31 protein-coding genes are annotated in these 23,860 nt (G+C 69.0%); 30 read left to right on the forward strand and 1 reads right to left on the reverse strand.

Annotated elements, in window-relative coordinates:
- Nucleotides 1-13: 13 nt before the first annotated feature.
- The 8 genes from Aiant_RS11480 to Aiant_RS11515 all read left to right on the forward strand — a co-directional run bounded on the left by Aiant_RS11480 (nucleotide 14) and on the right by Aiant_RS11515 (nucleotide 3,637).
- Nucleotides 14-439 carry a hypothetical protein gene (locus Aiant_RS11480; protein WP_189333222.1) on the forward strand — a complete coding sequence of 142 codons (426 nt, stop codon included), beginning with the start codon at nucleotides 14-16 and terminating at the stop codon, nucleotides 437-439.
- Nucleotides 436-1,065, forward strand: coding sequence for a hypothetical protein (locus tag Aiant_RS11485; protein ID WP_189333221.1), 630 nt, complete (start codon nucleotides 436-438; stop codon nucleotides 1,063-1,065). The genes Aiant_RS11480 and Aiant_RS11485 overlap by 4 nt, the downstream gene beginning before the upstream one ends.
- Nucleotides 1,062-1,619, forward strand: coding sequence for a DUF4082 domain-containing protein (locus Aiant_RS11490; protein ID WP_189333220.1), 558 nt, complete (start codon nucleotides 1,062-1,064; stop codon nucleotides 1,617-1,619). Before Aiant_RS11485 ends, Aiant_RS11490 begins: the two co-directional genes overlap by 4 nt.
- 9 nt (nucleotides 1,620-1,628) lie before the next feature.
- Nucleotides 1,629-1,967: a hypothetical protein gene (locus Aiant_RS11495; RefSeq protein WP_189333219.1), complete on the forward strand. Its 339-nt coding sequence runs from the start codon at nucleotides 1,629-1,631 to the stop codon at nucleotides 1,965-1,967.
- Nucleotides 1,964-2,350, forward strand: coding sequence for a hypothetical protein (locus Aiant_RS11500; protein WP_189333218.1), 387 nt, complete (start codon nucleotides 1,964-1,966; stop codon nucleotides 2,348-2,350). The genes Aiant_RS11495 and Aiant_RS11500 overlap by 4 nt, the downstream gene beginning before the upstream one ends.
- Before the next feature lie 12 nt (nucleotides 2,351-2,362).
- Complete coding sequence (locus Aiant_RS11505) at nucleotides 2,363-2,908, forward strand: phage tail tube protein (protein ID WP_189333217.1); 546 nt, start codon at nucleotides 2,363-2,365, stop codon at nucleotides 2,906-2,908.
- Between the two features lie 94 nt (nucleotides 2,909-3,002).
- Nucleotides 3,003-3,275, forward strand: a complete 273-nt coding sequence (locus Aiant_RS11510; RefSeq protein WP_189333216.1) for a hypothetical protein — start codon at nucleotides 3,003-3,005, stop codon at nucleotides 3,273-3,275.
- A 113-nt stretch (nucleotides 3,276-3,388) separates the two neighbouring features.
- Nucleotides 3,389-3,637: a hypothetical protein gene (locus tag Aiant_RS11515; RefSeq protein WP_189333215.1), complete on the forward strand. Its 249-nt coding sequence runs from the start codon at nucleotides 3,389-3,391 to the stop codon at nucleotides 3,635-3,637.
- Nucleotides 3,638-3,647: 10 nt separating this feature from the next.
- Here Aiant_RS11515 and Aiant_RS11520 read toward each other — a convergent pair whose 3' ends face one another.
- Nucleotides 3,648-3,920, reverse strand: a complete 273-nt coding sequence (locus Aiant_RS11520) for a hypothetical protein (RefSeq protein WP_189333214.1) — start codon at nucleotides 3,918-3,920, stop codon at nucleotides 3,648-3,650.
- A gap of 112 nt (nucleotides 3,921-4,032) precedes the next feature.
- On the opposite strand from Aiant_RS11520, the gene Aiant_RS11525 reads away from it, so the two are divergent.
- The 22 genes from Aiant_RS11525 to Aiant_RS11625 all read left to right on the forward strand — a co-directional run bounded on the left by Aiant_RS11525 (nucleotide 4,033) and on the right by Aiant_RS11625 (nucleotide 23,844).
- On the forward strand, nucleotides 4,033-6,591 hold the full coding sequence (locus Aiant_RS11525) for a phage tail family protein (RefSeq protein WP_189333213.1): 2,559 nt from the start codon (nucleotides 4,033-4,035) through the stop codon (nucleotides 6,589-6,591).
- Nucleotides 6,584-7,468: a phage tail family protein gene (locus Aiant_RS11530; protein ID WP_189333212.1), complete on the forward strand. Its 885-nt coding sequence runs from the start codon at nucleotides 6,584-6,586 to the stop codon at nucleotides 7,466-7,468. Before Aiant_RS11525 ends, Aiant_RS11530 begins: the two co-directional genes overlap by 8 nt.
- A gap of 9 nt (nucleotides 7,469-7,477) precedes the next feature.
- Nucleotides 7,478-8,458 carry a hypothetical protein gene (locus Aiant_RS11535; protein WP_189333211.1) on the forward strand — a complete coding sequence of 327 codons (981 nt, stop codon included), beginning with the start codon at nucleotides 7,478-7,480 and terminating at the stop codon, nucleotides 8,456-8,458.
- Nucleotides 8,455-9,528 (forward strand): hypothetical protein, encoded by a 1,074-nt coding sequence (locus tag Aiant_RS11540; RefSeq protein ID WP_189333210.1) that lies wholly within the window; start codon nucleotides 8,455-8,457, stop codon nucleotides 9,526-9,528. The genes Aiant_RS11535 and Aiant_RS11540 overlap by 4 nt, the downstream gene beginning before the upstream one ends.
- Entirely contained in the window at nucleotides 9,525-10,754 is a 1,230-nt protein-coding gene (locus Aiant_RS11545; protein ID WP_189333209.1) for a hypothetical protein, read from the forward strand. The genes Aiant_RS11540 and Aiant_RS11545 overlap by 4 nt, the downstream gene beginning before the upstream one ends.
- 63 nt (nucleotides 10,755-10,817) lie before the next feature.
- Nucleotides 10,818-11,651 (forward strand): peptidoglycan-binding domain-containing protein, encoded by an 834-nt coding sequence (locus Aiant_RS45610; protein WP_189333208.1) that lies wholly within the window; start codon nucleotides 10,818-10,820, stop codon nucleotides 11,649-11,651.
- A gap of 4 nt (nucleotides 11,652-11,655) precedes the next feature.
- Nucleotides 11,656-11,922, forward strand: coding sequence for a hypothetical protein (locus Aiant_RS11555; RefSeq protein ID WP_189333207.1), 267 nt, complete (start codon nucleotides 11,656-11,658; stop codon nucleotides 11,920-11,922).
- A 54-nt stretch (nucleotides 11,923-11,976) separates the two neighbouring features.
- The gene (locus Aiant_RS11560; RefSeq protein WP_189333206.1) at nucleotides 11,977-12,261 is read left to right on the forward strand and encodes a hypothetical protein; all 285 of its coding nucleotides are present in this window, start codon (nucleotides 11,977-11,979) and stop codon (nucleotides 12,259-12,261) included.
- Nucleotides 12,262-12,422: 161 nt separating this feature from the next.
- Complete coding sequence (locus Aiant_RS11565) at nucleotides 12,423-12,881, forward strand: hypothetical protein (RefSeq protein ID WP_189333205.1); 459 nt, start codon at nucleotides 12,423-12,425, stop codon at nucleotides 12,879-12,881.
- On the forward strand, nucleotides 12,878-13,438 hold the full coding sequence (locus Aiant_RS11570) for a deoxynucleotide monophosphate kinase family protein (protein WP_189333204.1): 561 nt from the start codon (nucleotides 12,878-12,880) through the stop codon (nucleotides 13,436-13,438). The genes Aiant_RS11565 and Aiant_RS11570 overlap by 4 nt, the downstream gene beginning before the upstream one ends.
- A 222-nt stretch (nucleotides 13,439-13,660) precedes the next feature.
- Nucleotides 13,661-14,272, forward strand: coding sequence for a hypothetical protein (locus Aiant_RS11575; RefSeq protein WP_189333203.1), 612 nt, complete (start codon nucleotides 13,661-13,663; stop codon nucleotides 14,270-14,272).
- A 214-nt stretch (nucleotides 14,273-14,486) separates the two neighbouring features.
- Entirely contained in the window at nucleotides 14,487-15,302 is an 816-nt protein-coding gene (locus tag Aiant_RS11580) for a hypothetical protein (protein WP_189333202.1), read from the forward strand.
- Nucleotides 15,299-15,640 carry a hypothetical protein gene (locus Aiant_RS11585; protein WP_189333201.1) on the forward strand — a complete coding sequence of 114 codons (342 nt, stop codon included), beginning with the start codon at nucleotides 15,299-15,301 and terminating at the stop codon, nucleotides 15,638-15,640. The genes Aiant_RS11580 and Aiant_RS11585 overlap by 4 nt, the downstream gene beginning before the upstream one ends.
- A gap of 81 nt (nucleotides 15,641-15,721) precedes the next feature.
- Nucleotides 15,722-16,396, forward strand: coding sequence for a recombination directionality factor (locus Aiant_RS11590; RefSeq protein WP_189333200.1), 675 nt, complete (start codon nucleotides 15,722-15,724; stop codon nucleotides 16,394-16,396).
- A 79-nt stretch (nucleotides 16,397-16,475) separates the two neighbouring features.
- The gene (locus Aiant_RS11595) at nucleotides 16,476-16,661 is read left to right on the forward strand and encodes a hypothetical protein (RefSeq protein WP_189333199.1); all 186 of its coding nucleotides are present in this window, start codon (nucleotides 16,476-16,478) and stop codon (nucleotides 16,659-16,661) included.
- 14 nt (nucleotides 16,662-16,675) lie between these two features.
- Complete coding sequence (locus tag Aiant_RS46850; protein ID WP_342358077.1) at nucleotides 16,676-17,110, forward strand: XF1762 family protein; 435 nt, start codon at nucleotides 16,676-16,678, stop codon at nucleotides 17,108-17,110.
- Nucleotides 17,107-17,550, forward strand: coding sequence for a hypothetical protein (locus Aiant_RS11600; protein WP_189333198.1), 444 nt, complete (start codon nucleotides 17,107-17,109; stop codon nucleotides 17,548-17,550). Before Aiant_RS46850 ends, Aiant_RS11600 begins: the two co-directional genes overlap by 4 nt.
- Nucleotides 17,551-17,783: 233 nt before the next feature.
- Entirely contained in the window at nucleotides 17,784-17,936 is a 153-nt protein-coding gene (locus Aiant_RS47010; RefSeq protein WP_229830673.1) for an Lsr2 family DNA-binding protein, read from the forward strand.
- Between the two features lie 505 nt (nucleotides 17,937-18,441).
- Nucleotides 18,442-20,922 carry a phage/plasmid primase, P4 family gene (locus Aiant_RS11610; RefSeq protein WP_189333196.1) on the forward strand — a complete coding sequence of 827 codons (2,481 nt, stop codon included), beginning with the start codon at nucleotides 18,442-18,444 and terminating at the stop codon, nucleotides 20,920-20,922.
- Nucleotides 20,923-21,297: 375 nt separating this feature from the next.
- Nucleotides 21,298-23,148, forward strand: a complete 1,851-nt coding sequence (locus Aiant_RS11615) for a DNA polymerase (RefSeq protein ID WP_189333195.1) — start codon at nucleotides 21,298-21,300, stop codon at nucleotides 23,146-23,148.
- A 29-nt stretch (nucleotides 23,149-23,177) separates the two neighbouring features.
- On the forward strand, nucleotides 23,178-23,531 hold the full coding sequence (locus Aiant_RS11620; RefSeq protein ID WP_189333194.1) for a DUF7169 domain-containing protein: 354 nt from the start codon (nucleotides 23,178-23,180) through the stop codon (nucleotides 23,529-23,531).
- The gene (locus Aiant_RS11625) at nucleotides 23,524-23,844 is read left to right on the forward strand and encodes a DUF4406 domain-containing protein (protein WP_189333193.1); all 321 of its coding nucleotides are present in this window, start codon (nucleotides 23,524-23,526) and stop codon (nucleotides 23,842-23,844) included. The genes Aiant_RS11620 and Aiant_RS11625 overlap by 8 nt, the downstream gene beginning before the upstream one ends.
- Nucleotides 23,845-23,860: the final 16 nt, after the last annotated feature.

Raw genomic sequence — 23,860 nt, forward strand, 5'->3', positions numbered from 1 at the left:
CGGAGGGCCGAGCGTGAGTCTGCCCCCGCTGGCCACCGTCGAGGCGCTTACCGTGCGCCTCGGCGGCGAGGCCCTGGCCGGAGCCGACCTTGCGCGAGCTCGCGCAGCGCTCGACGACGTCTCGGCCCTCGTCCGGCTGGAGGCGGGCGTCGATTGGGTCGCCGCTGACGCAGCCACGATCACCGCTCCGGCGGCGGTCGTTGCTGTCGTCCTGGCGGCGGCCCTGCGCGGCTACCGCAACCCGGACGGCTTCCAGAGCGAATCCGTCGGCTCCTACTCCTACCAGTACGCCCAGGGCTCGACGTCCGCGTACCTCAGCGACGCCGAGATCCGCATCGTCAAGGCCGCCGCGACCGGGCGGGCGCGTGCCTACTCCATCCGCACGCCTCCGGCGTATGAGTGGCCCACGCAGCCCCGCGCCCCTTGGGAGGCGCCGTGAGATTCCCCGACGCCGTCACGGTGCTCCGGCCCACTGGCGTTGATGAGTACGGCAACCCTGATCACTCCTGGGCTAACCCACTCGCGACCGAGACGGTCGGCTTTCTTTCCGGCGACACGGTCTATCTGCCGCCCGGGACGGACGTCCTGAAGGGCGACCGACTCCTGATCGGCGAGCGGACATACACCGTCGCCGACGATCCGGGCCAGGCCCGCTCCCCGAGCCGCACGGTCCTTGTGACCGTGACCGTCAAGGTGATCGGCTCACCGCCGCCGGCCACCTTCGCCGTGAAGCGCTCCGGCGACACGATGACCGGCGCGCTCGTGTTGGTCGACGGGTCTCCCGCTGCATCCGAGGCGTACGTCCTCGCGCACGCGGTCGAGGGCGGCGAGACGGTGGCCTGGGCCAACGTGCTCGACAAGCCCGCAGCCTTCCCGCCGGTCCAGCACGGGCACCCGCTCGCCGAGGTGGCGGGCCTGGCCGCTACTCTCGCTGCGCTCGCTCCCGCGATCAGGCGATGGAATGGCACCGCGTACGTCACGGACAGCACCGCGGCGATCTACGTCGGCCCAGCCGACCCCGGCGACGTGCCGGACGGCTCCGTCTGGATCGACACGAGCGCATGAGCCCGGCCGCGAAAGTCCGATCCGGCGGCGCCTGGGCCGAGGCCGAGCTGACCGGCGCGGCCCGGCTCGGCGGCGCCTGGACGCGCTTCTCCCGGCTGAAGACCGAGGAGTCGTTCGCCTTCGACGGCACGCTCGCCGGAACCTACGACGACGGCCGCGCGGTCGCGCTCGGGCTGCGCTGGACCGCCAGCTCGCCGGGCCTCTGGATCGGATGTGCGGTCTGGGTCGCGCGCTACATGAGCGGCCTGCCCCTGACCGTCGCGGCGTACCACGCGGACACCCAGGTCGAGCTGTCCCGAGCGGCGTCGGCCCCGACTGCGGAGTTGCAGTCGGCGCGCGTCATGTTCGCCAAGGCCGTCCCGGTCTCGCCCGGCGTGCCGTACCTGGCGAACTACCACGCCCGCTTTTACGTGGCCTCCTTCGACACGTTGCCGGCGACCAGCGCGCACATGACCTCCGACGCCGGAAGCCGCTGGATCGCGAGCGATGAGATCGCCTTCCCGGTGAACGGCTCGCAGGCGAATTACCACGTCACCCCCCTCGTCCTCTTCTAAGGAGCCCGCGTGCCTGCCCGAATCCGGCTCGATCACAGGGGCATGGGCGAGATGCTGCGCTCGGGCGAGGTCGCCGCGACCATCGCTCTGCGGGCCGCCGAGGTCGAGCGGGCGGTGTCCGAGCACCAGTCGATCGTGCGGCACGAGATGCCGGTCGAGCGGCACGCCTACACCTCCGACCGGGCCGGCGAAGACGTCACGATCGAGCACGCCGGCGGGCTGGCTGTCGAAGCGAAGTACGGCGTCCTCGCCGACGCGGCCCGCGCGGTCGCCTTGCAGGTCACCACCGCCCGGCAGCAGGCGACACGGCGCCGCCGCAAGGCGAAGAAGGATCAGGGCGCCTCGTGACTCGTTTCGCTGATCCGCAGCTCGCCGCCCTGACCGTTCTGCGTGCCGCTGCACCGGGTGTGACCTTTGGGACCAAGGCGGTCGACGACTATCCCGAAGGCGCGGCGCCCGGTCTGCCGTACGTCCAAGTCCGCGCGGGCGTCGCCGCTGTCCGCTGGCCGGTCGCCGCTGTCGCGCCGCTGCGCGTCGTGGCCTGGGCCGACACCGAGGCCGCCGCCACGGCGCTCGCCTGGCAGCTCCACGGCGTGCTCCTGGACTTCCGGCACGGCCGGGACATCCGGAGCTTCGCGCCGGAGCTCGGCCCGCTCCCGGCGGCCGACCCGGACACGGGTCGCCCGCTCTGTTCCTTCTCCGTTCTGGCGCGTCTGCGCCCCCAGCAATAAAGGAGCTGCCCCTTGTCGGGCGACCCGACCAAGGCGTCCCAGTGGGAGGGCGCCGACATCTACATCCACGACACCATCGGGACGGCCGGTCCGACGGACCTGACGACCGCATGGGGCACCGGCTGGACCGTCGTCGGCCTGCTCGACGGCGAGGAAGGCGCGACCTGGGAGCGTGACGAGGAGTCCTCGGAGAAGTACGCCTGGGGCGGCATCCTCGTGAAGCGGACCAAGTCCAAGCACAAGCGGACGCTGAAGTTCGTCGCGCTGGAGGACAACGACACCGTCTTCAAGCTGATCAACCCGGGTTCGACGCGGACCACCACGGCCGGCGTGACCAGCTCGAAGATCAAGGTCCCGAAGGGGCACGAGTTCGCGCTCGGGATGGAGCTGCGCGAGGGCGACAAGGTCGTCCGGCGCACCGTCAAGCGGGCCGAGGTCGACACGGTCGACGAGATCAAGGAGTCCGAGTCCGAGGTCACGGTCTACGCGATCACGGTCGTGCTCTACCCCGAGGCCGACGGCACCCTCTACACCGAAATCTCCGGCGAGGTCGAGTAACTCCCTCGCTTTCTCCCGGTCCCGAGGCCGTCCCGCGCAGAGGCGGTCTCGGGGCCTTCTTTCTGCGCTCTCTGCCCTCCTGAAAGGACTTTCGTTGCCTGCGAGTAAGACCGCTGCCGCCCGTGCCGAGGCGGCCGACCAGCCGACCACCTTCTCGTTCGACGGCGAGACCTACACCATCGCCCCGTCGAAGGACTGGGACCTCGACGCCCTGGACGCGATGGAGGAGGGCCAGATCGTCAAGCCGGTCAAGCTGATCCTCGGCGCCGAGCAGTGGGCGACGTTCAAGACCAAGCGCCGCACGATCGGCGACCTCAACGCGATGTTCGAGGCGCTCCAGACCGCCGCGGGGCTCGCGGGAAACTGATCGCGCTCGCCGGCCTGCTCCGAGATCACTACGACGCCGTAGAGGCTGATTTCCAGCGCTTCTACGGCGTCGACCTCGGCGGCCTCTGGCGCGGCGAGCTGTCGCTGCGGCGCGTGAGCGCGCTGGTCACCAACCTTCCCCCTGAGTCCGCGACCTGGGCCGCGGAGAACGGCGAGGCCCTCGGCGCGTCCCGCGCGGACGTGCTGCTCGCGGACATCTTCCAGGCCGTCACCGGCCAGCCGCACCCGCTCCGTCCGCAGCCGAAAGACCGCGCGGCCGTCGAGCAGCACGAATCAACCGCCGCCCGCCTCCGCGCCCAGCGTGCCCGCGTGGCCGCACAGCGCCCGAAGGAGGCGTCATAAGCAACGTCGGCTACGCCACCCTCTCGATCATCCCGAGCGCGAAGGGCTTCCTGAAGAAGCTCCAGGCCGAGACGAAGTCACCGCTTGAGGCGTACAGCAAGGAAGTCGGCAAGGCCCTCTCCGACCAGGTCGCCACCGCCGTCGGCGAGGGCCTGAGCAAGGCCAACGCCCAGGCGTTCGGCCAGCGGGTCGGCGACTCGACGCGCTCCTCCACCTCGCAGGGCATCCGCGACGGCGTCAAGGACGGCGCCGAGACCTGGAAGAAGCCGCTCCGGACCAGCATCGGCAAGGCGCTGCGCGGCGGCTTCAGCGCCGGCTTCCGGTTCTTCCGCTCGTCCGCCCAGGCCGAAGGCGACGGCTTCCGCCGCTCGCTCGTCCGCGGTCTCGCGGGCGGAGTGCTGAGCGGGCTGTCCAGCGCGTTCAGCGCGGCCGGCAAGCTCGCGGGCGAGTTCGCGACCAACGTCAGCGAAGCCCTGCGCGAGGGCGGCAAGGTCGCGCTGTCGGCCGTGACCGGCCTGATCAGCACCGCCGCCGGTACAGCTGCGACCGGCGGTCTAAACCTCCTGCTCGGAGCGCTGATCGCCATCAGCGCCGCGCTCCCCATCGCCATCGGCGGATTCCTCGCCCTGGCCCCGGCGATCTACCTCGTCGGGGGTGCGGCCGGTTCGCTGTTCACCCTGGCCACGGGCGGTATCGCCACGATGGTCGTCCTCGGCATGGCGACGCACGGGCTCGGCGACGCCTTCAAGGAGCTGGGCGAGAAGGGCAAGGTCAGCCGGGAAACGCTCGACAAGCTCGCGCCTGCGGCGGCGAAGTTCGTCCAGAAGGTCGCCGAGATCAAGAAGCCGTTCGGCGAGCTGACGAAGTACGTCCAGAGCCGCGTCTTCCGCGACCTGGCCGGCGTCCTGGACAAGCTCTGGAAGCGCTGGCAGAAGCCACTTTTCAAGATCCTCGGCGGCGTCGGAAACACGATCAACGGCGTCATCCGGCAGATCGGCGCCGGGCTCAGCAAGAAGAGCTTCATCAGCAACATCACGAAGGCGACCGCGGGCTTCGACGTCTTCCTCGCCCGCCTCGGCAAGAGCGCTGGGCCACTGATCGACACCTTCGGTCGGCTGGCCGCGGCAGCGGTCCCCTTCCTGACCCAGCTCGGCGACCTGATCGGCGGCGTGATCGACCGCTTCTCCGCCTGGGTCGCAACGGCCGACAAGAGCGGCAAGCTCACGGGCTTCTTCACCGACGCCGCTCAGGCGCTCCGCGACATCTGGGCGATCGGCGGCCTCAGCTTCAAGATCATCGGCGACATCGTCCGCATCCTGTTCCCGTCGGCGAAGTCCGCTTCGGGCAGCGTGCTCGGCGGCGTCCGCACCACGCTCGAAGACATTCACACCTGGCTCAGCGACCCGAAGAACGTCGCCGCGATCCAGAACATGATCGACAAGATCAAGGACTTCGCGAAGAAGGCCGTGACGGAGTGGATTCCTGCCGTCGCGAACTTCTTTTCCGAGGTCGGCAAGTGGATGGACAAGGTCGCAGGCTGGGGCCAGAAGTGGGATGACTTCAAGCGGCGCGTCTCGATCGCGCTGGGCGCAGCTCTCGCCATCGCTCGCAGCACCATCAGCGGCATCGTCGACCAGGTCAAGCGCATCGCCGATCCGCTGCGATCCGCTGGCGCCGCGTTCGGTCGTTTCAAGTCGGCCGTCAAGACGCACATCGCCCAAGCCATCGCGGCCGTCCAGGGCCTCCCCGCGAAGATCGTCGGGGCACTAACCGGGCTTCCGGGCCAGCTCTACGACGCCGGTAAGCAGGCCGTCGCCGGTTTCGTCCGGGGCCTGCTCTCCGACGCGGGCGGCTTGATCGGCGCCGGCACGTCTCTCGGCCGGATGGCGCTCAACGCCGCGAAGAACGCCCTCGACATCAACTCGCCGTCACGGAAGATGGCCGAGCTGGGCACCTGGGCGACGAAGGGCTTCGTCGTCGGCATGGTCGGCGGCCTCGACGAGGTCAAGAAGACCGCCGAGAGGCTCGCCGAGAAGGCGCTCTCCGCGCTGCGGGCCAAGGGCCTCAGCGAGTCGGCCGCGAACAAGCGCGTCAACGCCCTGACCAAGGCGCTCGCGCCGAAGCAGAAGCAGATCGACGCGCTGGCGAAGAAATGGGATGCGCTGGCCGCGAAGATCTCCGACGCGAAGCAGAAGCTCGCCGACGCGATCCAGGCCCGCTCCGACTTCAGCGCCGCCGTGCGCAGCTCGGTCATCGACACCGGCTCGATCACCAGCATCGACGCGGGCAACTCCAGCGGGATCATCGCCTCGATGCGCGCCCAGCTCGTCCGGGCGCAGAAGTGGGCGAGCGTCCTCGGGCAGCTCCGCAAGCAGGGCCTCAACGACACGACGTATCGCCAGCTCGTCGAGGCCGGACCCGACAGCCTGGAGATCGCCGAGACGCTGCTCAAGGGCGGCAAGTCTGCGATCGGCGAGGTCAACACCGTTCAGAAGCAGCTCGCGAGCGTGGCCAGCTCGGTCGGCGGCCAGGCATCGGCGGCGCTCTACGACAGCGGCGTGAACGCCGCGCGTGGCCTGGTCAAGGGCCTGGAGTCCCAGCAGGCCGCGATCGAGAAGATCATGGAGAAGATCGCGAAGTCGATGGTCAAGACCATCAAGAAGCAGCTCGGGATCAAGAGCCCGTCGCGGGTGCTGATGAAGCTCGGCAGCTTCTCCGGCGAGGGCTACGCGAAGGGCCTGCAGAAGTCCGGTCGCAAGGTCACCAAGGCGTACTCGGCGCTGACCACGCTCCCGGACGTCCAGGCGCCGCACGCGGGCGCGACGACCGCGGCCTCCAGCGGCCCGCTGATCGGGTCGCTGACGCTCGCGGCCTCGAAGGAGACCGTCCGCGACCAGCTCGACGAGGTCACCTGGACGCTGCGGCGCATCCGGCGAGGTGGCGTGTATGCGTGATCGTGAGTGGCGACTCAGCTACTCGGGCGTCGACCAGAGCTTCGGCCCGGCCGATGCCCCGATCTTCCACCTCAGCGCCCCGGAGATCTCCGAGCCGGAGTTCCGCACCGACGACACCGACCGACCGCGCCAGGACGGCATCGCCTTCGGCGTCGACTTCACCGGCTCGCGCACCATCACCTTCGACCTGGGCGTCCTCGCCGACACCGAGGCGCAGGCCCGCGCGCTGCTCGCCGGCCTGGCGAACGCCTGGCGCGCGAGGGCTGTGCGTTCCGGTCGCGGGTCGATGGCCGAGCTGCGCGTCCAGCACGCCGGCCGGGAACGGGTGATCTACGGCCGCCCGCGCCGCTTCGCGGTCTCCGAGGAGGAGATCGGCGAGGGTTTCGTCGCGGTCGCGGCCGACTTCGTGACGGCCGATGACGTCTTCTACGGCCCGGCGGACGAGTCCGGCTCGGTCGCGCTCGTCCCGGCCCCGAGCGGCGGCCTGATCACCCCGTTGACCACGCCCCTGACCACCACGGCGAAGTCGGACCGCTCGACGGTCATCTCGGTCGGCGGCGAGCTGTCCGCCTGGCCGGTCATCACCGTCTACGGACCGATCACCACGCCGGTGATCGAGGTCGTCGGCCGGTGGCGCATGACGCTGTCCGCGAGCATCGCCGCGGGCGACTCCGTCACCGTCGACACCCGGCCGTGGGCACGGACCATCCTGCGCGCGGGCGGCGGTTCGCTGGCCGGCGCGCTCACCCGCGACTCCGTGCGCCTGGCCCGCGCCGCGCTGGCCCCCGGCAGCTACGAGATCGCCCTTCGCGGCATCGACGCGACCGGCACGGCCTCGATGCGCCTCGCCTGGCGCCCCGTCTACGTATCTCTCTAGGAGGAAATCTTGGGCTGGGACTCCGTCCCGTGGCTCGTGGGCGGCGGCGCCGAGCACAGCCCCGAAGTCGGCCGGCTGCTCGCGTACGCCGCGATGGCCGGCAACGAGGGCATCATCGGCTCGGCGGACCTGCGGGTCGCCGCGCTCGCAACACCCGGCTCGTCCGTAACCGTCGCCCCGGGCGCCTGCGGCATCCTCTGCCGCGCCACGAGCCAGCAGTACCAGATGTACGCGGGCCGCATGGCCACACAGGACACCGTCGCCATCTCGGCGACCGGCTCGGGCTCCGGCCGCTCGGACCTGATCGTCGCGCGGGTCGAGGACCCCTGGCTCTCCGGCGAACCCTGGGACGACCCGGCCAACCCGAAGGTCGGCCCGTACATCTACACCCGGGTCATCCCCAACGTCCCGAACACCACGACCACCGTGACCGGCCTCAACCTGGGGTACTCGGCGATCCCGCTCGCGCGCATCGACATTCCGGCGTCCACCGCCACGATCACGCAGGCGATGATCGTCGACCTGCGCAAGATCGCCAACCCCCGCCGGTCCCGGCAGCTCCTCGTCACCTCGCCGACGGCGTCACAGTCACTCACCAGCACCGCCACCACGCCGGCCGACTGGCCTGCCGCCGCCGTCAAGTCGGTCACGGTGCCGCCGTGGGCGGTCCAGGCGAAGATCGTGATCACCGCTGCGGGCGTCGTGGCCGTCGGCGACGTGGTCGACGGCTGGGTCCGCAACCGCTTCGGAACGGTGTACGGCCAGGAGACCTACTTCGACACCAACGGCGTCAGCGGCGGCAACGGCCTCGACAAGACGCTGATGACCGCGGACGTGCTGACCGTGCCCTCGGCACTGCGCGGCACCTCGACGGCTGTCGCTCTCCAAGGCCGGCTCAAGTACCGAGGACCCTCCGGGCTCGGCCGGCTCGACGCCACCACCGGGACCACGCTCGTCGCCGACATCGAATTCCTTGAGGTCGCCGAGTGAGCTGGCGCTATCTGGCCCAGCGAGCCCTCACCGGGGAGTGGCTGAGCTGGGACCTGCCCATCGACCGCGACGAGCTGACCTGGGCACTGTCCGGTCCCGGCGCGCTGCGGGGCACCGTCTCCCCGGACGTCGGCCATCTGCGTGCCAGCGACGGCAGTCTCGTGCTCCAGGAGTGGGGCACGCTGCTCTACGCCGAGGCCGACGGCGAGATCCGCTGGGGCGGCATCGTCGTCGGCTCCTCCTGGGACGGCCCGGCCTGGACCGTCGAGGCCGCCGGGATGTCGACCTACCCGAACGGCATCCCCTACCTCGGCGAATACAGCCAGATCGACGCCGACCCCGCAGCCGTCTACCGCGACGTCTGGGCCTACGTCCAGGCGCAGCCGGACAGCAACCTCGGCGTCACGGTCGAGGCGATCAGCACCCCGGCGCGCGTCGGCACCGCAGGCTCCCCCTACGCCCTGTCGTGGTGGGAGGCACCGGACTGCGGCTCGGCGCTCGACGAGCTGGCCAAGGCCGGACCGTTCGACTACGCCGAAGAGCACACCTGGAACGGCAACACGGTCGCCCACCGCATCCGCCTCGGCTATCCCCGCCTCGGCCGCAAGCGCGACGACCTCGCCTTCGTCCAGGGCGACAACGTGACGAACGTGGTCACTGCGGAACGCTCCGGCGACAACTACGCCAACGAGGTCGTCGGCATCGGCGCAGGCTCCGGCCGGGCGATCCTCCAGCGCCGTGCCCCGATCCGCGACGGCCGGCTACGGCGCCCGGCGATCTACACCGACAAGACGATCAGCGACTCCGACCGGCTCGACGCCGTCATCCGGCGCGAGCTCGACGCGCGGCGCGACGTGCTGGAGCTGCGCACGGTCGAGGTCGACGACCACCCCAACGCCCCGATCGGCTCCTGGGCACTCGGCGACGACGTCCTGATCCAAGCGTCGCTGCCCTGGCTCGGCGACATCGCCGTCTGGGAGCGCGTCGTCGGCTGGTCGCTGATCTCCGAGACCCGCGCCTCCCTCACCCTCCAGCGCTCCGACTCCTTCACCTACGGAGGTACCGCATGACCGTGAGCGCCGACGCGCTCGCAACCGAGCTGGCCGACATGCGCCGACGCCTGGAGGCCCTGGAACGCTCGGCCCAGATGTCCCGGACCTCGATCGAGGGCGGCGCGCTCGTGGTCAACGACGACGCCGGCTCACCGGTCCTCACCGTCGGCCGGCAGGCCAGCGGCACCTACGCGGTCGCCGCGCTCGAAGGCGGCCAGGTCATCGCCAACACCCTCGACCTGCCCGAGGGCTCGATCACGGCGACCGACATCCAGGACGGCTCGATCAGCACACCCAAGCTCGCCGCGAACGCCATCACCGCCGACAAGATCTCGGCCGACGCCCTGGACGCGCGAACGATCCGCGGCAACACGATCATCGGCGCGCAGATCACCGGCAGCACCGTCACGGCCGGGACGGGCGGCGAGATCGTCCTCGACGCTGACGGGCTGTTCATCACCAACCCGGACGACAACGCCCAGTACATCGGCCTGTCCTACACCGACTCCGAGATGGGCGTCGGCATCAACCTCGGTCCCGGCCTGGAACACAGCGGCGAATTCCCTTCCCCGCTGTACGCCCAGGCCGCAGCGATCCACGCCACGGTCACCGGCGACTACACCGATGACCCGGACGGCCGGTACTCCCCGACGCTGCGCATCGCCGCGCCCTACGTGTGGCAGTACCCGAAACCGCCGACCGGCATCGCGTACTCGCTGATGCTCCTCGAATCAGGCGACGACGAGGGCGGCGACCCGAAGATCAGCCTCGTCACCAACATCGTCGATGTCTACGGCCGCCTCGTCGTGTCCGGCCGCGACGTCGGTAAGGGCCTGGTCGCCTCGGCGATGGCGACCTCCTCGTCCGCCGCGATCGGCACGACCGCGACCGTGGTCAACTCCACGTCCGTCACGCTCAAGGCGGGCCGCGCCTACCGCCTGGACTTCGTCACCGGCCTGTCCAGCTCGGCGGCCGGCAACCTCGCCTTCTTCGCCGTCTACCACGGAAGCAAGATCCTCGGCGAGGGCTTCCGCTTCCGCACCGAAGCGAGCCCGGTCATGGACGGCAGCTTCACCCGGTACATCCGCAACAACACCGCCGCCGACGTGACCGCCGCCCTGGAGATCCGCCTCCAGGCCAGCGCCGGAACGGTCACCGCCTACGCCAACACGGGCCAGCCGAGAGGCTTCGTCCTGCACGACGTCGGCCTCGCCGCGGACTACTCCTTCGCCACCTCCGTCTGACCTTCTCCCTCCACGGGCGTCCCCAACACGGGGGCGCCCTTTCTCATGCCCGGGAAGGACCCGTTGACCACCGCTCCCGCGAACCTCAAGGCCGTCCGCTCGCTCCTGCTCGATCACCTCGACATCCACGAGAACAGCTCGGCCTACCCGACCGACCTCGACCCGCTGGAAGTCGGCATCGTCGGCGACACCGCGCACGTCAAGAACGGCAACAGCTACCACCTCGGCCTGCCCGAGCAGGCCAAGACCGGCTACGCCGCAACCGAGTCCAGCCGGGACAAGGCCAGTCTCAGCGCGTACGCCTCGGCCCTCGACGTCGGCTACTTCTCGATCACCGTCAAGGGCAAGACCCACACCCTCCGGACCTTCAGCGCCTGGCTCGTCGCCGAGTGCAAGAAGGGCGCCAGCGACACCCTCGACATCCGCGAGGTGATCTACAGCCTCGACGGGCGCACCGTGCACCGCTGGGACCGGCTCGGCCGGCGGACCAGCGGCGACAGCTCGCACACCTTCCACACGCACATCTCTTTCTTCCGCGACGCCACGAAGGCCGGCCGCGACCTGACCGCGCTCTTCAAGCGGTACCTGATCTCGATCGGCCTCATCGCCGGCCCGAAGCCCGCCCCAGCCCCGGCACCGGCCAAGCCGTCCGCACCGAAGCCGCCCGCCGGGCTGCCGAAGCGCACCCTCGGCTCGCGCCAGCTCAAAAAGGGCTCGAAGGGCACGGACGTCTGGGAGGCCCAGCGGCTCCTGAACGCCAAGGGCGCCAAGCTCACAACCGACGGCGACTTCGGCCCCGCCACCGAGAAGGCCGTCCGCGCCTTCCAGCGAGCCAAGAAGCTCGACGACGACGGCATCATCGGCCCGCACACCCTCGCCGCCCTGCGGAAGAAGTGAGCCCGTGACCTCCGCCATCCCGCCGCCCGACGATGGCGGCGCCGCCGTCCTGATCGCCCTCGCCCGCCTGGAGGGCAAGGTCGACGCCGCCCTCGCCCGCCAGGCCGCCCAGGTCGACGAACACGACCGCCGCCTCGCCGACCTTGAGGTCCGCCTCCGGGCGGTCGAGGCGACGCCCACCGTTTCGCCCCGGGCGATGTGGACCGCCCTCGGCACGCTCTCCGCCATCGTGGCCGCCCTGACCCCGATCATCTCCCGCCTCTATCAGTAGGAGCCGCCCTTGTCCCGCCAGCCCCTCGTGACCCGCGCTGCCATCGTGGCGGTCGTGGGCCTGATCGTCGCCGTTCTCGGGCGGTACGGCGTCGCCATTCCCGACGACATTCGGGATGCTTCGGTCGAAGTGATCGCCATCGTCGGCCCGCTAGTGGCGGCCTACTGGGCTCGCCGGCACGTGACCCCGACTGCGGACCCGCGTGACGCAGACGGCCGCCCTCTCGTGCCCGCCCCGACGACCGCCAGCCAGGACGCCACCGCTGGCGGCGACGAGGGCGGGGAGACGCCCGAGTCCGAGGCGGAGACGCCCGATCTGGTGGCGGCACCGCCCGCCTGACCGCCACGTCCCGCCACGTGTCCGCCCGCGGCACCGCCACGCCGCCGCCCGGTTCCCGCCTGACGCCGCCACGCTGACCGCCATCGCCCCGCCCTGGATTCGTTCTGGGGCGGGGCTCCTTTTTTGTTGAACACCTCCGACCGCCCTGGCCCACTGGCCCGGTGTCCGAAACGGATATCGAAAGGGCACGCATGAACGGCTGGGATCGACACGTCCTCGACACCTACTTCGGCGCTCCTCAGCGCGTCGTCTTTAACGGACCGAAGGTGGGCGACCGCGTCCACCTCATCCCCGAGCTGGGCGGCGCACTCGCCACCGTGAAGAACGTCGACCCGACCGGCGAGGCGCTCTCCGTCGAGCTGCCCGGCGGCAAGGTCGTCGCGCTCGGCACCGCCGCGATCCGCCAGGCGATGAAGTGGAAGGCGGGCGACGTCGTGATCGTCCGCTACTCCGGCCCGGACTCAACGCCGTACACGTACGTCCGCGGCGCGCACTCCTGGCCAGGCGAGGCCCGCGCGGCAAAGACCGACGCGCTGATGACGAAGCTCTACTTCGAGGGCAAGGCGACACCCGTCCTCCAAGCGGGAGGCACGGCGTTCGCGACGGATCGGCTCGCGTGAGCACCCCGCTGATCGGCCTCGTCGGCCGCAAGCGGGTCGGCAAGGACACCATCGCATCACGCCTCGTCGAGAAGCACGGCTTCCGGCGCTTCGCCTTCGCCGATCTCCTCCGCGAGGCGGCCCTCGGGCTGGACCCGATCGTCGTCCCGGCCGAGCCCGCCTGGCTGTCCTACCGACTCTCCGAGGTCGTCACCCGAGACGGCTGGGAGGTTGCAAAGGAGCTGCCGGAAGTCAGGCGGACGCTCCAGAACTACGGCGTCGCCATCCGCCAAGTCGACCCGGACTTCTGGGTCCGACCGGTCATGTCCGCGGTCGCGGCACGCGACAGCCCAGCGGTCATCACCGATGTCCGCTTCCCGAACGAGGCGGACGCGGTCGAGGCGGCCGGCGGCGTGCTGGTCCGGGTGATTCGGCCCGGTCTGGACGAGTCGGACACGCATGAGAGCGAGGTGGCGCTCGGGGACCGCACAACGGCCTTCACCATTGCAAACGTCAGCTCTATCGAACACATGTTCGAGAAATGCGATCGACTGTTCGAGGCGCTGATCACGACTTAGTCACAGTCCACCTTAGAAGAAGGTTAAGAAAGGCCCCGTGTGAGCGGTGTAAACCGCCCATGCGGGGCCTTTCTGTGTCTTAGCTTCCGCTAGTGTCACCGCGTTGCGTACGCGCCCACGCGCGCATCGCCACACTCGCCGGAAGTCGGATGAGCGCAAACGCCCTTGCGCAAGTATCCTGACTCGGTATCAACTCCGGCACGACAAGGAGTCTCGGAAGACATGACGCACAGCACCATGCGCCAATTAGATGCAGTGAAAGATGAATTGCGCGAGGAGCTAAAAAAGTTGCGACTCGCGGATGGCAAGGATCAGCGCAGTCCGATTTTAAAGCGGGTTGCGCATCTTGTGCTTGAACTACGTCAGCACTTTTTGACCCCTGAAGGCGAGCCGGATTGGGCTGGAACCAACGGCACGTATCGGCTAGCCATGCGGGAACTTTATAGTGATGCTGCATTCCCGCCCGAGCTGATTAACAGCACGCAATCCGCAGTGCGTTATCACTTGTCGACGATTCAGCGTGAAACGCTGACAGAGGAACAACTGGATGATGCCGGCCTTCAAAAGGCATCGCTACGCGAGCGCGGGCACGAACGCGATAAGCAGCGGTCGTCCCTAGTGCAGGCTGCCAAGAAACTAAACGTGCCAGGCACGACCGATACCCTGCGCGGTCTAATCGCAGCACAGGTCATCGTGGACCAGACGACCGAGAAGTCCCTGATCAGCCTAGATACTGTCCAGCAGAACCAGGCCATAGAGGCGCTAGACAAGCTAGCAGCCCGCGTCGCCGAGCTGCGCGAGCTGCTCGCGGGGCAGGGCGCCGGCCGCGCGTGACGAAGTGACGGAAGTTCCGTCACCTAGCTTCCTCTCTATAGGTCTTCTCCTCCCCCTATAGCACCAATACGAAGTGACGATACTTCCGTCACTCCGTCACACCCCCAAGCCGCCACCCCCGGCGTGGGGTTTCTCGCGTTCGCGTGAACAGCCTTTCCGCGTTGGCCCACTTGCTGTGTGTCCTAATCGCCGATGAAAGGCCGGACACGCACGCATGACTGTTCCAAAGATCAACACCATCACGCGCGGCGACTCGCGCTTCTATGTCAATCCCGAGTCCGGCGCTAAAGCCCCCGGCGTGACGAGCGTCGTCGGAATGCTTCCGAAGCCCTTCCTCAAGTTCTGGGCCTCGAAGGTTGTCGCGGAATACGCGGTTCAGAACCTCGGCGACATCGTCGGAATTGCGCTCCGCGGCGATGCCGACGGTGCGATCGACTACCTCAAGCGGGCACCCGACCGCGAGACGAAGAAGGCCGCCGACGTCGGCAGCGAGGCGCACGACTACTTCGAGCGCATGGCAAAAGGCCAGGCTGTGGGGCGTGTGCACCCCGAACTGAAGCCCTTCGTCGAGCACTTCGGCACGTTCCTCGACGAGTTCCAGCCTGAGATCGTTTTCACAGAGGAGACGGTCTGGTCGGAAGCACACGACTACGCCGGCTCGTTCGACGCCTTCGCGACTATCCAGGGTGAGGCGGTCTGGCTCGACTGGAAGACGACTCGCTCCGGCGTTCATGCCGAGGTGGCACTCCAGCTCGCCGCGTACCGCCACGCCGACTACATCATCCGCCCGGACGGCAGCCGCGTCCCGCTGCCGAAGGCCGAAGGCGGCGCCGTGCTGCACGTCCGCCCGGAGGGTTGGAAGCTCGTCCCGGTCAACTGTGGACCGGAGAGCTTCGAGTTCTTCCTCCACCTCCGCGAGGTCTTCCGCTGGGAGAAAGAGTTCAAGGAGACGGTTATCGGCGACCCGCTGAACGAGGGCGCGAAGCCAACTCGACGGACTCCAGCTCCGCGCGCCCGGCGGTCTGCGTGATCGAGGATGCCAGCCCGGTCGACTTGGCTTGGCTGGCCGGCCTGCTCGAAGGCGAGGGCGCCTTTGACCTCCACCGGCAGCGCTACCCGCGCGTACGTCTGGGGATGACGGACCGGGACATCGTTACACGCGCGGCCGAGCTGGTCGGCGCGAACGTCCGCGTTTCTCTTCGACCGCCGCCGCAGACCGCGCTCTGGCACGCCGAGATCTCCGGCCCACGCGCCGAGGCGGTCATGCGGGCGATCCTCCCGCACATGGGCGCCCGGCGTTCCAGCCGTATCGCCTCAGTCCTGGCCCACGCGCCAAAGACGAGCAAGGCCGCCCCAGACCTCGCCTGAACAGGTCCGGGCCGCTGGCCCACTTGCTCGTTACCAAGAATCCGCGCGGGTCGCTCCCGCGCTGTACTCAGGAGGCACCGTTTGGGCCTGCGTATTTTCGAGACCGACCCCGAGGCCGCGCCGAAGGAGCGCAAGCGTTTCGCTGATGACCTCGTCGGTCGCTTTCGCTCCGGCTACTCCATCAACGGACGGCCAGCCAGCCTGACCGAGTGGCGAGTCACCACCGGAGACCCCGACGTCGCCGATGCGATCGTGGGTCTCTACGGCGGCGACGCCCCGCAGACCTGGGACACCAAGGGTGAGGACACCCTGGAGGTCTTCACCAAGGCCGAGAAGGTCAAGATCCTGCTCGACGGCCCCGAGTCAATCCGTCAGGAGATGGTCCTCTGGGGCCGCGCGGGCGCGATCCGTCGCTGCGACGGCGTCGAGCAGACCGGCGACGAAGCGAAGGGCAAGCCGTGCGAATGCCCGGCGAGCTTCACCGAGCGCAAGGAGGCCGCCAAGCGCGGCACCGGGTGCCAGCCGTCGATCTCCATCTTCTTCCGCCTGGTCGACGACGAGACGATCGGGCGCTTCAAGTTCGTCTCCGGCTCCTGGTCGCTGGTGAAGGACATCGTCTCTGTCGAGAAGAAGCTCGCCACCATCAACGGGCCGGCGTACGCCTGGCTCGGCCTGGAGGTCGTCGAGTTCGACGCGGGCGGCCAGCGCAGGAAGTTCACCAAGCCGGTGATCGACATTCTCGGCCCAGCTGCGTAAGTGATCTTTCGCAACTAGCAACGGCCTCGGGTCGGCGGGATCTTCCCCCGGCCCGGGGCCGCTTCCATAGGAGGACTGCTTGATCCTGAACCTTCTCGCGAAGCAGGGCCACGACCGCGAGCTGACCCGCATCGGCGAGCTGGCCGATCTCACCGCGGCCGACTACGTCGTGATCACCGGGGAAGCCAGCTCGACCGATCGAAGCCGCTGGGCCGCAGCCGTCGGCGACGCCGTCATCCGAGGCGTCCGGATCGAGCGCGCGTGACCCGACTTCGGTTGGTGCCCATCACTCGCGATGCCGCAGTTGCTTTCGTTGACCATGTTCATCGTCACCACCGACGCCCGCAGGGATACCGATTTGCCGTGGGGGTAGCGAATGAAACGGATCTCGTTGGTGTGGCAATGGCCGGGCGCCCAGTCGCGCGAGCCCTGGACGACGGCCGCACCATCGAGGTCACTCGCGTAGCTACCGACGGCACCTACAACGCCTGTTCAATGCTGTACGGGGCGTGTTGGCGGGCTGCCCGTGCCCTCGGATACACCCATGCGGTGACGTACACGCAGGCTGACGAGTCGGGTGCGTCTTTGCGCGCGGTCGGCTGGACTCGGGCGGCCGTCCTGCCGCCGCGGTCCGGCTGGGATTCGCCGAGCCGGCGCCGAGGAGACCGTGGCACCGATGGCGTCTTGCGCGTCCGTTGGGAGATCTCGGCGTGAGCAATGCCGCGAAGGCGAAAGGCACCCGCTGGGAGACGGCCCTCGCCGCGTTCTTTCGTACAGCTGGCATCGGAGCCTACCGCCCAGCTCAGGCGGGCTTTCGTGACGTTGGAGACCTTCACGGCCTCGACCCGTTCGTAGGGCAGGCTAAGGACTATAAATCCTGGCAAGACGCCATCCGGGAGGGCCTGGACGGAGCGGAGAAGCAGAAGCTCCACGCGGGACAGCTGTACGGCGTCGCGTTCATCAAGCGGGCTCGGCGCGGCGCGGGCGCCGGCTACGCCGTGACCACGGTCGCCACCTGGGCGCGGGTCCTGATCCGGCTCCGCCGCGCGGAGGAACTGCTTCGCGACCACGTTCCGATCGCCGTCTACGACGCGCACATCCGCCAGGCCGAGGCGGAGGCAGGCGAGGCGTTCGGCAAGGAGTTGTCGCCGTGACGCCGCCAAACGGATGTGCGCTCTGCGGCGTTCTGGAGCGCGAACACTGCTGGCACTTCTTCGCCGGCCACCTCGGCGATGGGCGGAAGCGCTACGTCGCGCCGACCGATGCCGTCCGGCTGGCCCGGATGCTGGCCCGGCGCAAGGCGAAACCGCCTGAACACCCCCGCGTTGTTGGCCCACTTTCTCAACGAGCCCGCCGGGCAACCTCGCCACACAACGAAGGAGCGCACATGACCGAGATCTCCACCCCGACCCTGACCGCCTCCACCTCCGAGATCCGGGCCTGGGCGAAGGAGAACGGCCACCAGGTCGGCGACCGGGGTCGGATCGCCAAGGACGTCAAGGACGCCTTCGCCGCAGCGACCGGTCGGCTGGCCGAGTAGACCCGCAACCGCACGAACCGAAAGGCCCCGGCCCGGCATTGCGCCGAGTCGGGGCCTTTGGCATTTCTGGCTACTTCGGCCAGGCTTGCAAGACCGCCGCGACCGCCAAAAGGGTCGGAGGCGTAGCGGCGATCAGTGCGAGCACTACGCGGCGGTCACGTTGGCGGGGTACCTTCTGCCTCAACGGGGTTCCTTCCTACGCGATGGGCTTCCGGAGGCGGCGCCGGGCCGCAATCCCGGCGTTGCCGTCTCCATCCACAAAGCACCATACCGAGGCTCTGACCAGCAAAAATAACCGTCAGGGTGTAGTGGATTTTCCGGCAGTCGGTGTAAACCGCTGTTGACGTGCAGCGATAGCGCTAGTCTAAAGACTAGTAGTCGCGGGAGCAGTGACAGGTTTCACTCTATCGAGGTATCCGGCTGATCCTGCGTCGCAGATTTCGAGCGAACACCGCGCCCCTCTCTGGCCCACTCCCCTCTCGTCCCTTTGACGAGAGGAAACTCTGTGACCCTGGATGACCTCCTCGGCCGCTTCGCCGAGGTCGTCGAGGAGCGCGACGGCTGGGTAGTTCCGTGCCCGGCGCACTCCGACTCTCGACCTTCCCTGCGCATCGCCGTCTCTGAGACCGGCCGCGTGCTCCTGAAGTGCCGCGCTGGATGCCACTCCGCGAAGGTCGTCGAGTCACTCGGGCTGACCTGGGCCGAGCTGGCGGCTGTCGAACCGGGTGAGATCCGAGCTCGCGCGACGTCGACCGCCACCCCGGCCGGTCCAGCGGAGATCGCGGCGCTCGCCGCCGACCTCGACCGCTGGGCGGCCAACCTGATCAGCGGCGGCGAGGAGGAGGCGTACGCCTACGCCCGCGACCGCTTCGGCCTGGACGCCGCGGACTGCCACCGGCTCGGCCTCGGGTATGCCGTCGGCCTGGGCGGCGGCCCCCGCCTGGTCGTCCCGTTCCGCGACGAGCTGGGCGTCCCGCGTGGCTACCAGGCCCGCGCGCTCGACCCGAAGGCCCGCGTCCGCTGGCTCGGCGCGAAGTCGCCGGAGGGCGCAAGCTGGGCCAAGGTCGGATGGCTCCCGGGCGAATCCGGCTGGGCCGAGGTGCTCGTCACCGAAGGCCCCGGCGACGGCCTGACCGCCTGCGCGGTCGGCTACGACGTGATCCTCGTGCGCGGCGCCGGCCTGGCCGGCAGCGTGGCCGCCGACATCGTCCGCATGGCGGGCGGGCGACCGATTGTGGTCTGCGGCGACGCCGACAGCTCGGGCGACGCCTTCAGCCGGACCCTCACGGCCGAGCTGGCGAAGCGCGGCGAGCACGTCCGGCGAGTCCGGCCGCCTCGAGACGGCGACGACCTTACGGCCTGGCGCGAGCACAACCCGGCCACCTTCGCCACCGACCTCACGCGCGCCGTGTCGACCGCCCCAGCGCTCGGCGGCGTGGCCGCACGGGTAGATGCCTTCTCCGACGCGGACCTGACCGAGGTCGCCTCGGCCCGCCGGCTGAAGACGCACTTCGAGTCGCTCGGCTCTGGCGTGCGGTACAGCCCCGAGGCGGGCTTCTTCCTCCTGCGTCACGGCGTCTGGCGTCCCGACCGGCTCGACGAGGTCCGCACGGCCGCACAAGACGTCGCGGGTGACCTCTGGAACGAGGCCGCCGAGTTGGTCGCCGAGCTGGAAGCAATCGAGGCCGCGGGCGATCCGTCCGGCGAGGCGAAGAAGCTGCGTGGGCGAGTCGTCGCGGTCAAGCAGTTCGCCAAGGCCGCAAACAGCAAGAAGGGCATCGACGCGATGGTCCGCGAGCTTCAGGCCCTTCGGGGCGTTGCCGCCGACCTGGCCGACTTCGACAAGGACCCGCACCTTCTCGCCTGCCGGAACGGCGTCGTCGACCTGCGAACCGGCGAACTGCTCCCGCACGACCCGGCCTACCTGCTCACGCGGCGCATCGACCTGGACTTCGACCCGGCCGCGACCGCTCCGCGCTGGGAGAGGTTCATGGACGAGATCTTCCCGGACCCGATCCGGCACGCGGGGCTCCCGGCGTACATGCGGCGGCTTGTCGGCTACGGCATCACTGGCCTGACCACCGAACAGTGCTTCGCGGTCTTCTGGGGCAAGGGCGCCAACGGAAAGAGCGTCTTCACCGACACGCTGACCGAGGTCTTCCGCGAGATTGTGGTGACGACGCCGTTCTCCACCTTCGAGGAGAAGCCGTCCGGCGGCATCCCGAATGATCTCGCTGCGCTCAAGGGCTCCCGACTCGTCATGGCCAGCGAGGGCGAGCAGGGCCGGCCGATGGCCGAGGCGGTGCTCAAGCGCGTCACCGGCCGCGACTCGATCTCCGCCCGCTTCATGCGCAAGGAGTTCTTCGAGTTCAAGCCGACCTTCCTGCTCATGCTCGCGACCAACTTCCGGCCGCAGTTCCGCGGCCAGGATGAGGGTCTCTGGCGGCGGGTGAAGCTCATCCCGTTCGAGCGGTACTTCGCCCCGGAGGAGCGCGACCACAAGCTCGGCGACAAGCTCCTCGCCGAGGCTCAGGGCATCCTCGCCTGGGCCGTCCGCGGTGCGGTCGAGTGGTTCCGCGAGGGTCTGGCCGACCCGCTGCCGATCGTGGACGCAACACGGGAGTACCGGCAGACGAGCGATGCGCTCGCGGGCGTCCTGCCCGGCGTCCTGGTCTTCGATGACGACGCGAAGATCACCGGCAAGGTGGCCTTCGAGGCGTATCTCGGCTGGGTCGAAGAGGAGAACCTTCCGAGCAAGGAGGTCTGGACGCGCCGGACCTTCTTCGCGGCGCTGGAGGAGCGCGGCGCGGGCAAGCGGAAGGACCGGGCGGGCGTCTACTTCACCGGCATCCGGCTCGCACGCAGCTCGGATCACATCGCCGAAGAAAAAGTCGCCGAGGAGCGAACACCTGCCGGGGCGCTGGCCCACTCACCGGTCGCAACCATCTCGGCTCCGTCGCTCAGCGACGAACTTTCGGAGGTCTGATGATCCTCGCTCCTGGCAGCACCCCGGCTGACGACTGCGGCGTTTCCGGCGGCTGCGGCGGCTGTCCGCTTTTCAAGGCGAACGTCTGCGGCGACCCGGCCCCGGCCGCGGTCTCCCACCCGGACGTGCCTGACATGGACCCGGCCGAGCCGCGGCCCGAGGGCGCTGGCTGTTGCGGCGGCTCCTGCTCCGCCTGATCTCTTCCCGCCCACCGAGGGCCGTTCTCCCACGCGGAGGCGGCCCTCGGCGCATTCAAGGAGTCGTCACCCTGAACGAGCGTGTAGTTCCGCTGTGGACAAGCTGTCCACAGGTGCCGGAAATCAGGAGCTGCAACTGGTTTCGCTTCCCCCATGCTTTCGGCCGGGGTGATCGCCCGTGATCACCCTGAACCACTTCGTCGGAGGGGAGGTCTGCGTGATCAACGTGCCCGAGTGCGATGCCGACCTCACGGCCTTCGACTCCTGGCTTTCCCAGGCGGACCGTCGGCTCGCCCTGGATACCGAGACCACTGGCCTCGACATCTACTCGCGCAGCCACGGCCTCCGTCTTGTCCAGCTCGGCGACCGCCGGACGGCTTGGGTCCTCCGCGCCGACCGCTTCGCGCAGGACATCCGCCGGGCGTTGCGCCAGCCGCGGACCTTTGTCGTCCACAACGCGGCGTATGACCTGCTGGTCCTCGATCGGCACCTCGGCGTGGCAGTCGAGGAGCTGGGCGGCAAGGTCTTCGACACGCGCATCCTGGCTCACCTACTCGACCCCCGGACCGACTCCGAGGGCGGTATCGGACTCGGGCTGAAGCCACTCTCGGCGGTCTACGTCGACCCGGATGCGCCTGACACTCAGGCGGGCCTCACCGCAGTCTTCCGGTCGCTCGGCCTTACCAAGGCGACCGGATGGGCGCGCATCCCCTGGGACAACGAGACGTATCTCCGGTACGCCGGCCTCGATGTGCTTCTCGGTCGGCGACTCTTCGACGAGATCGCCCCGATGGTCCGGGACATCGGGCTCGGCAACCTCTCGCAGTTTGAGCACCACCTCCAGGTCCTGCTCGCCGTCCTCCAACGGCGCGGAATGAAGCTCGACGTGCCGTACATCGAGACGCTGCGGACCGAGCTTCTGGCCGAGGCGGAGCAGTTCGAGCAGGTTGCGGCTCGATACGGCGTGGCCAACGTCAACAGCACAGCACAGGTCGCCGCCGCGCTAACCGCGATGGGCGAGGAGTTGACCGAGCGGACCGCGGCCGGGGCGCCGAAGGTCGACAAGGGCGTCCTACTCCCGCTGGCCGACCTCGATCTCCAGTGGCAGCGAATCGAGGCCCGCGAACCGAATCCACTCGCTGATGCGGTCATTCGCTCGAAGCGTGCCCGCAAATGGTCGGGCAGTTATGCCGAGGCGTTCCTCGAATTGAGGGACGACAACGACCGTTTGCACGCATCGATTGGCGGGCTTCAGGCTCGAACGGCCCGAATGTCAATCTCGCATCCGCCGCTCCAGCAACTCCCGTCGTCCGATTGGCGCGTGCGGCGCGCAATCATCGCCGACCCTGGCCAAAGCATCATCGCGGCCGACTACAGCGCGGTCGAAATGCGCGTCCTGGCGGCCCTGGCCGATGTGCCGAAGATGAAGGCGGCCATCGCGGCGGGCGAGGACTTGCACGAGTTCACGGCGAAGCTCGTGCTCGGCGACGCCTGGGAGCCGATGGCCCCGGGCCAGCGCAAGCGGTACCGGAAGCTCTATAAGGGCGTCGGCTTCGGCAAGGTTTACGGCGGCGGAGCGCAGACTCTCGCTAGGCAGACCGGTGCCGACCTCGGCGCGGTCAAGGCCGCCATCGCGGCCTATGACGGTGTTTACCCGGAGATCAAGCGGTACTCGCGACGGCTCATGACACGAGCCGAATGGGGCAAGCGCGAGGTCATCACGCCCAGTGGCCGACACCTCCCGCTGGACCGTGACCGGCTCTATGCAGCCACAAACTACGTCGTCCAGAGCACGGCTCGCGACCTGCTCGCACAGGCCATTGTGGACGTATTCGACGCCGGGCTCGGCGACCACCTGCTCCTACCCGTGCACGACGAGCTGATCGCCCAGGCGCAGGCTGAGGACGCGGAGGAGGTGATCCGCGAGATCGGCCGCGTGATGGAGAGCGACTTCTACGGCGTCCGCATCGAGTCCGATGCGTCGGTCTACGGCCCGAGCTGGGGCCACGGCTACGGCGCCACCAGCTAGTGAGATACCCCACTGAGGAAAGCAGGAAAATGTCCACGGACGTCGATTTGTTCCCGGCGACCGAAGCGCCTGATCTGCCGTCGCTTCTCCGGGCGGTCCAAATGGAGCTGAAAGAATTGGGGACCATTATCCCGATTGCGACCGAGGCCCAGTGGACTGCGGCACCGGTCGCCCGCCCGCGCGAGGACACTACAGAGCGGGCAAGCGGTTCGATTTCGGACCCGACAGGCGACGCCGCCACATGCGCCAAGCGCCTTAAGGTCCGCGACCAGCTAGTAAGATCCGAACACGTTTTGCAGCGCGTGCACCGGGCGCTGGAAGACGTCCGCCGGGGGCTCGGGTCGGCGGTGGACACATGGACGGGGGAGGTCCTGGATGACTGAACGCGCGCTGCGCGTGTACGTGCCCGGCTCGGCCGGCGACACGCCAGCGAAGCGGGAGGAGAACTTAGCCCCGCTCCTGGCCGCTCTCGCTGCCACAGGCCACGAGGTCATCGCCCCCGGTGTCGACCATCCCGACGCGGCCCCGTACCAGGATCAAGCCCAGGCCGTCACGTCCTCACTGGACCTACTCCGGTCCGCGGACTACGTCGTCATCCCGCCCGGCTTCGAGACCTCATGGGAGGCCACGTACGCCGAGCTGCTGGGCCTCAAGGTCTGCACGCTGCCGGAGGCAGCCGACATCCTCGGCGCCTGACTACCCCTTTTCGACG

Source organism: Actinoplanes ianthinogenes, from assembly GCF_018324205.1.
GTDB lineage: Bacteria > Actinomycetota > Actinomycetes > Mycobacteriales > Micromonosporaceae > Actinoplanes > Actinoplanes ianthinogenes.

Bases quoted from the DNA above. Each gene is read 5' to 3' on its own strand.
- Aiant_RS11575 (WP_189333203.1), top strand. From the start codon at position 13,661: ATGACGCACAGCACCATGCGCCAATTAGATGCAGTGAAAGATGAATTG.
- Aiant_RS47010 (WP_229830673.1), top strand. From the start codon at position 17,784: ATGACCGAGATCTCCACCCCGACCCTGACCGCCTCCACCTCCGAGATC.
- Aiant_RS11580 (WP_189333202.1), top strand. From the start codon at position 14,487: ATGACTGTTCCAAAGATCAACACCATCACGCGCGGCGACTCGCGCTTC.
- Aiant_RS11520 (WP_189333214.1), bottom strand. From the start codon at position 3,920: ATGCTGGTCCGGAGCGGCTTCTTCCAGGTCTCGGCGCCGTCCTTGACG.
- Aiant_RS11620 (WP_189333194.1), top strand. From the start codon at position 23,178: ATGTCCACGGACGTCGATTTGTTCCCGGCGACCGAAGCGCCTGATCTG.
- Aiant_RS11490 (WP_189333220.1), top strand. From the start codon at position 1,062: ATGAGCCCGGCCGCGAAAGTCCGATCCGGCGGCGCCTGGGCCGAGGCC.
- Aiant_RS11625 (WP_189333193.1), top strand. From the start codon at position 23,524: ATGACTGAACGCGCGCTGCGCGTGTACGTGCCCGGCTCGGCCGGCGAC.
- Aiant_RS11545 (WP_189333209.1), top strand. From the start codon at position 9,525: ATGACCGTGAGCGCCGACGCGCTCGCAACCGAGCTGGCCGACATGCGC.
- Aiant_RS11530 (WP_189333212.1), top strand. From the start codon at position 6,584: ATGCGTGATCGTGAGTGGCGACTCAGCTACTCGGGCGTCGACCAGAGC.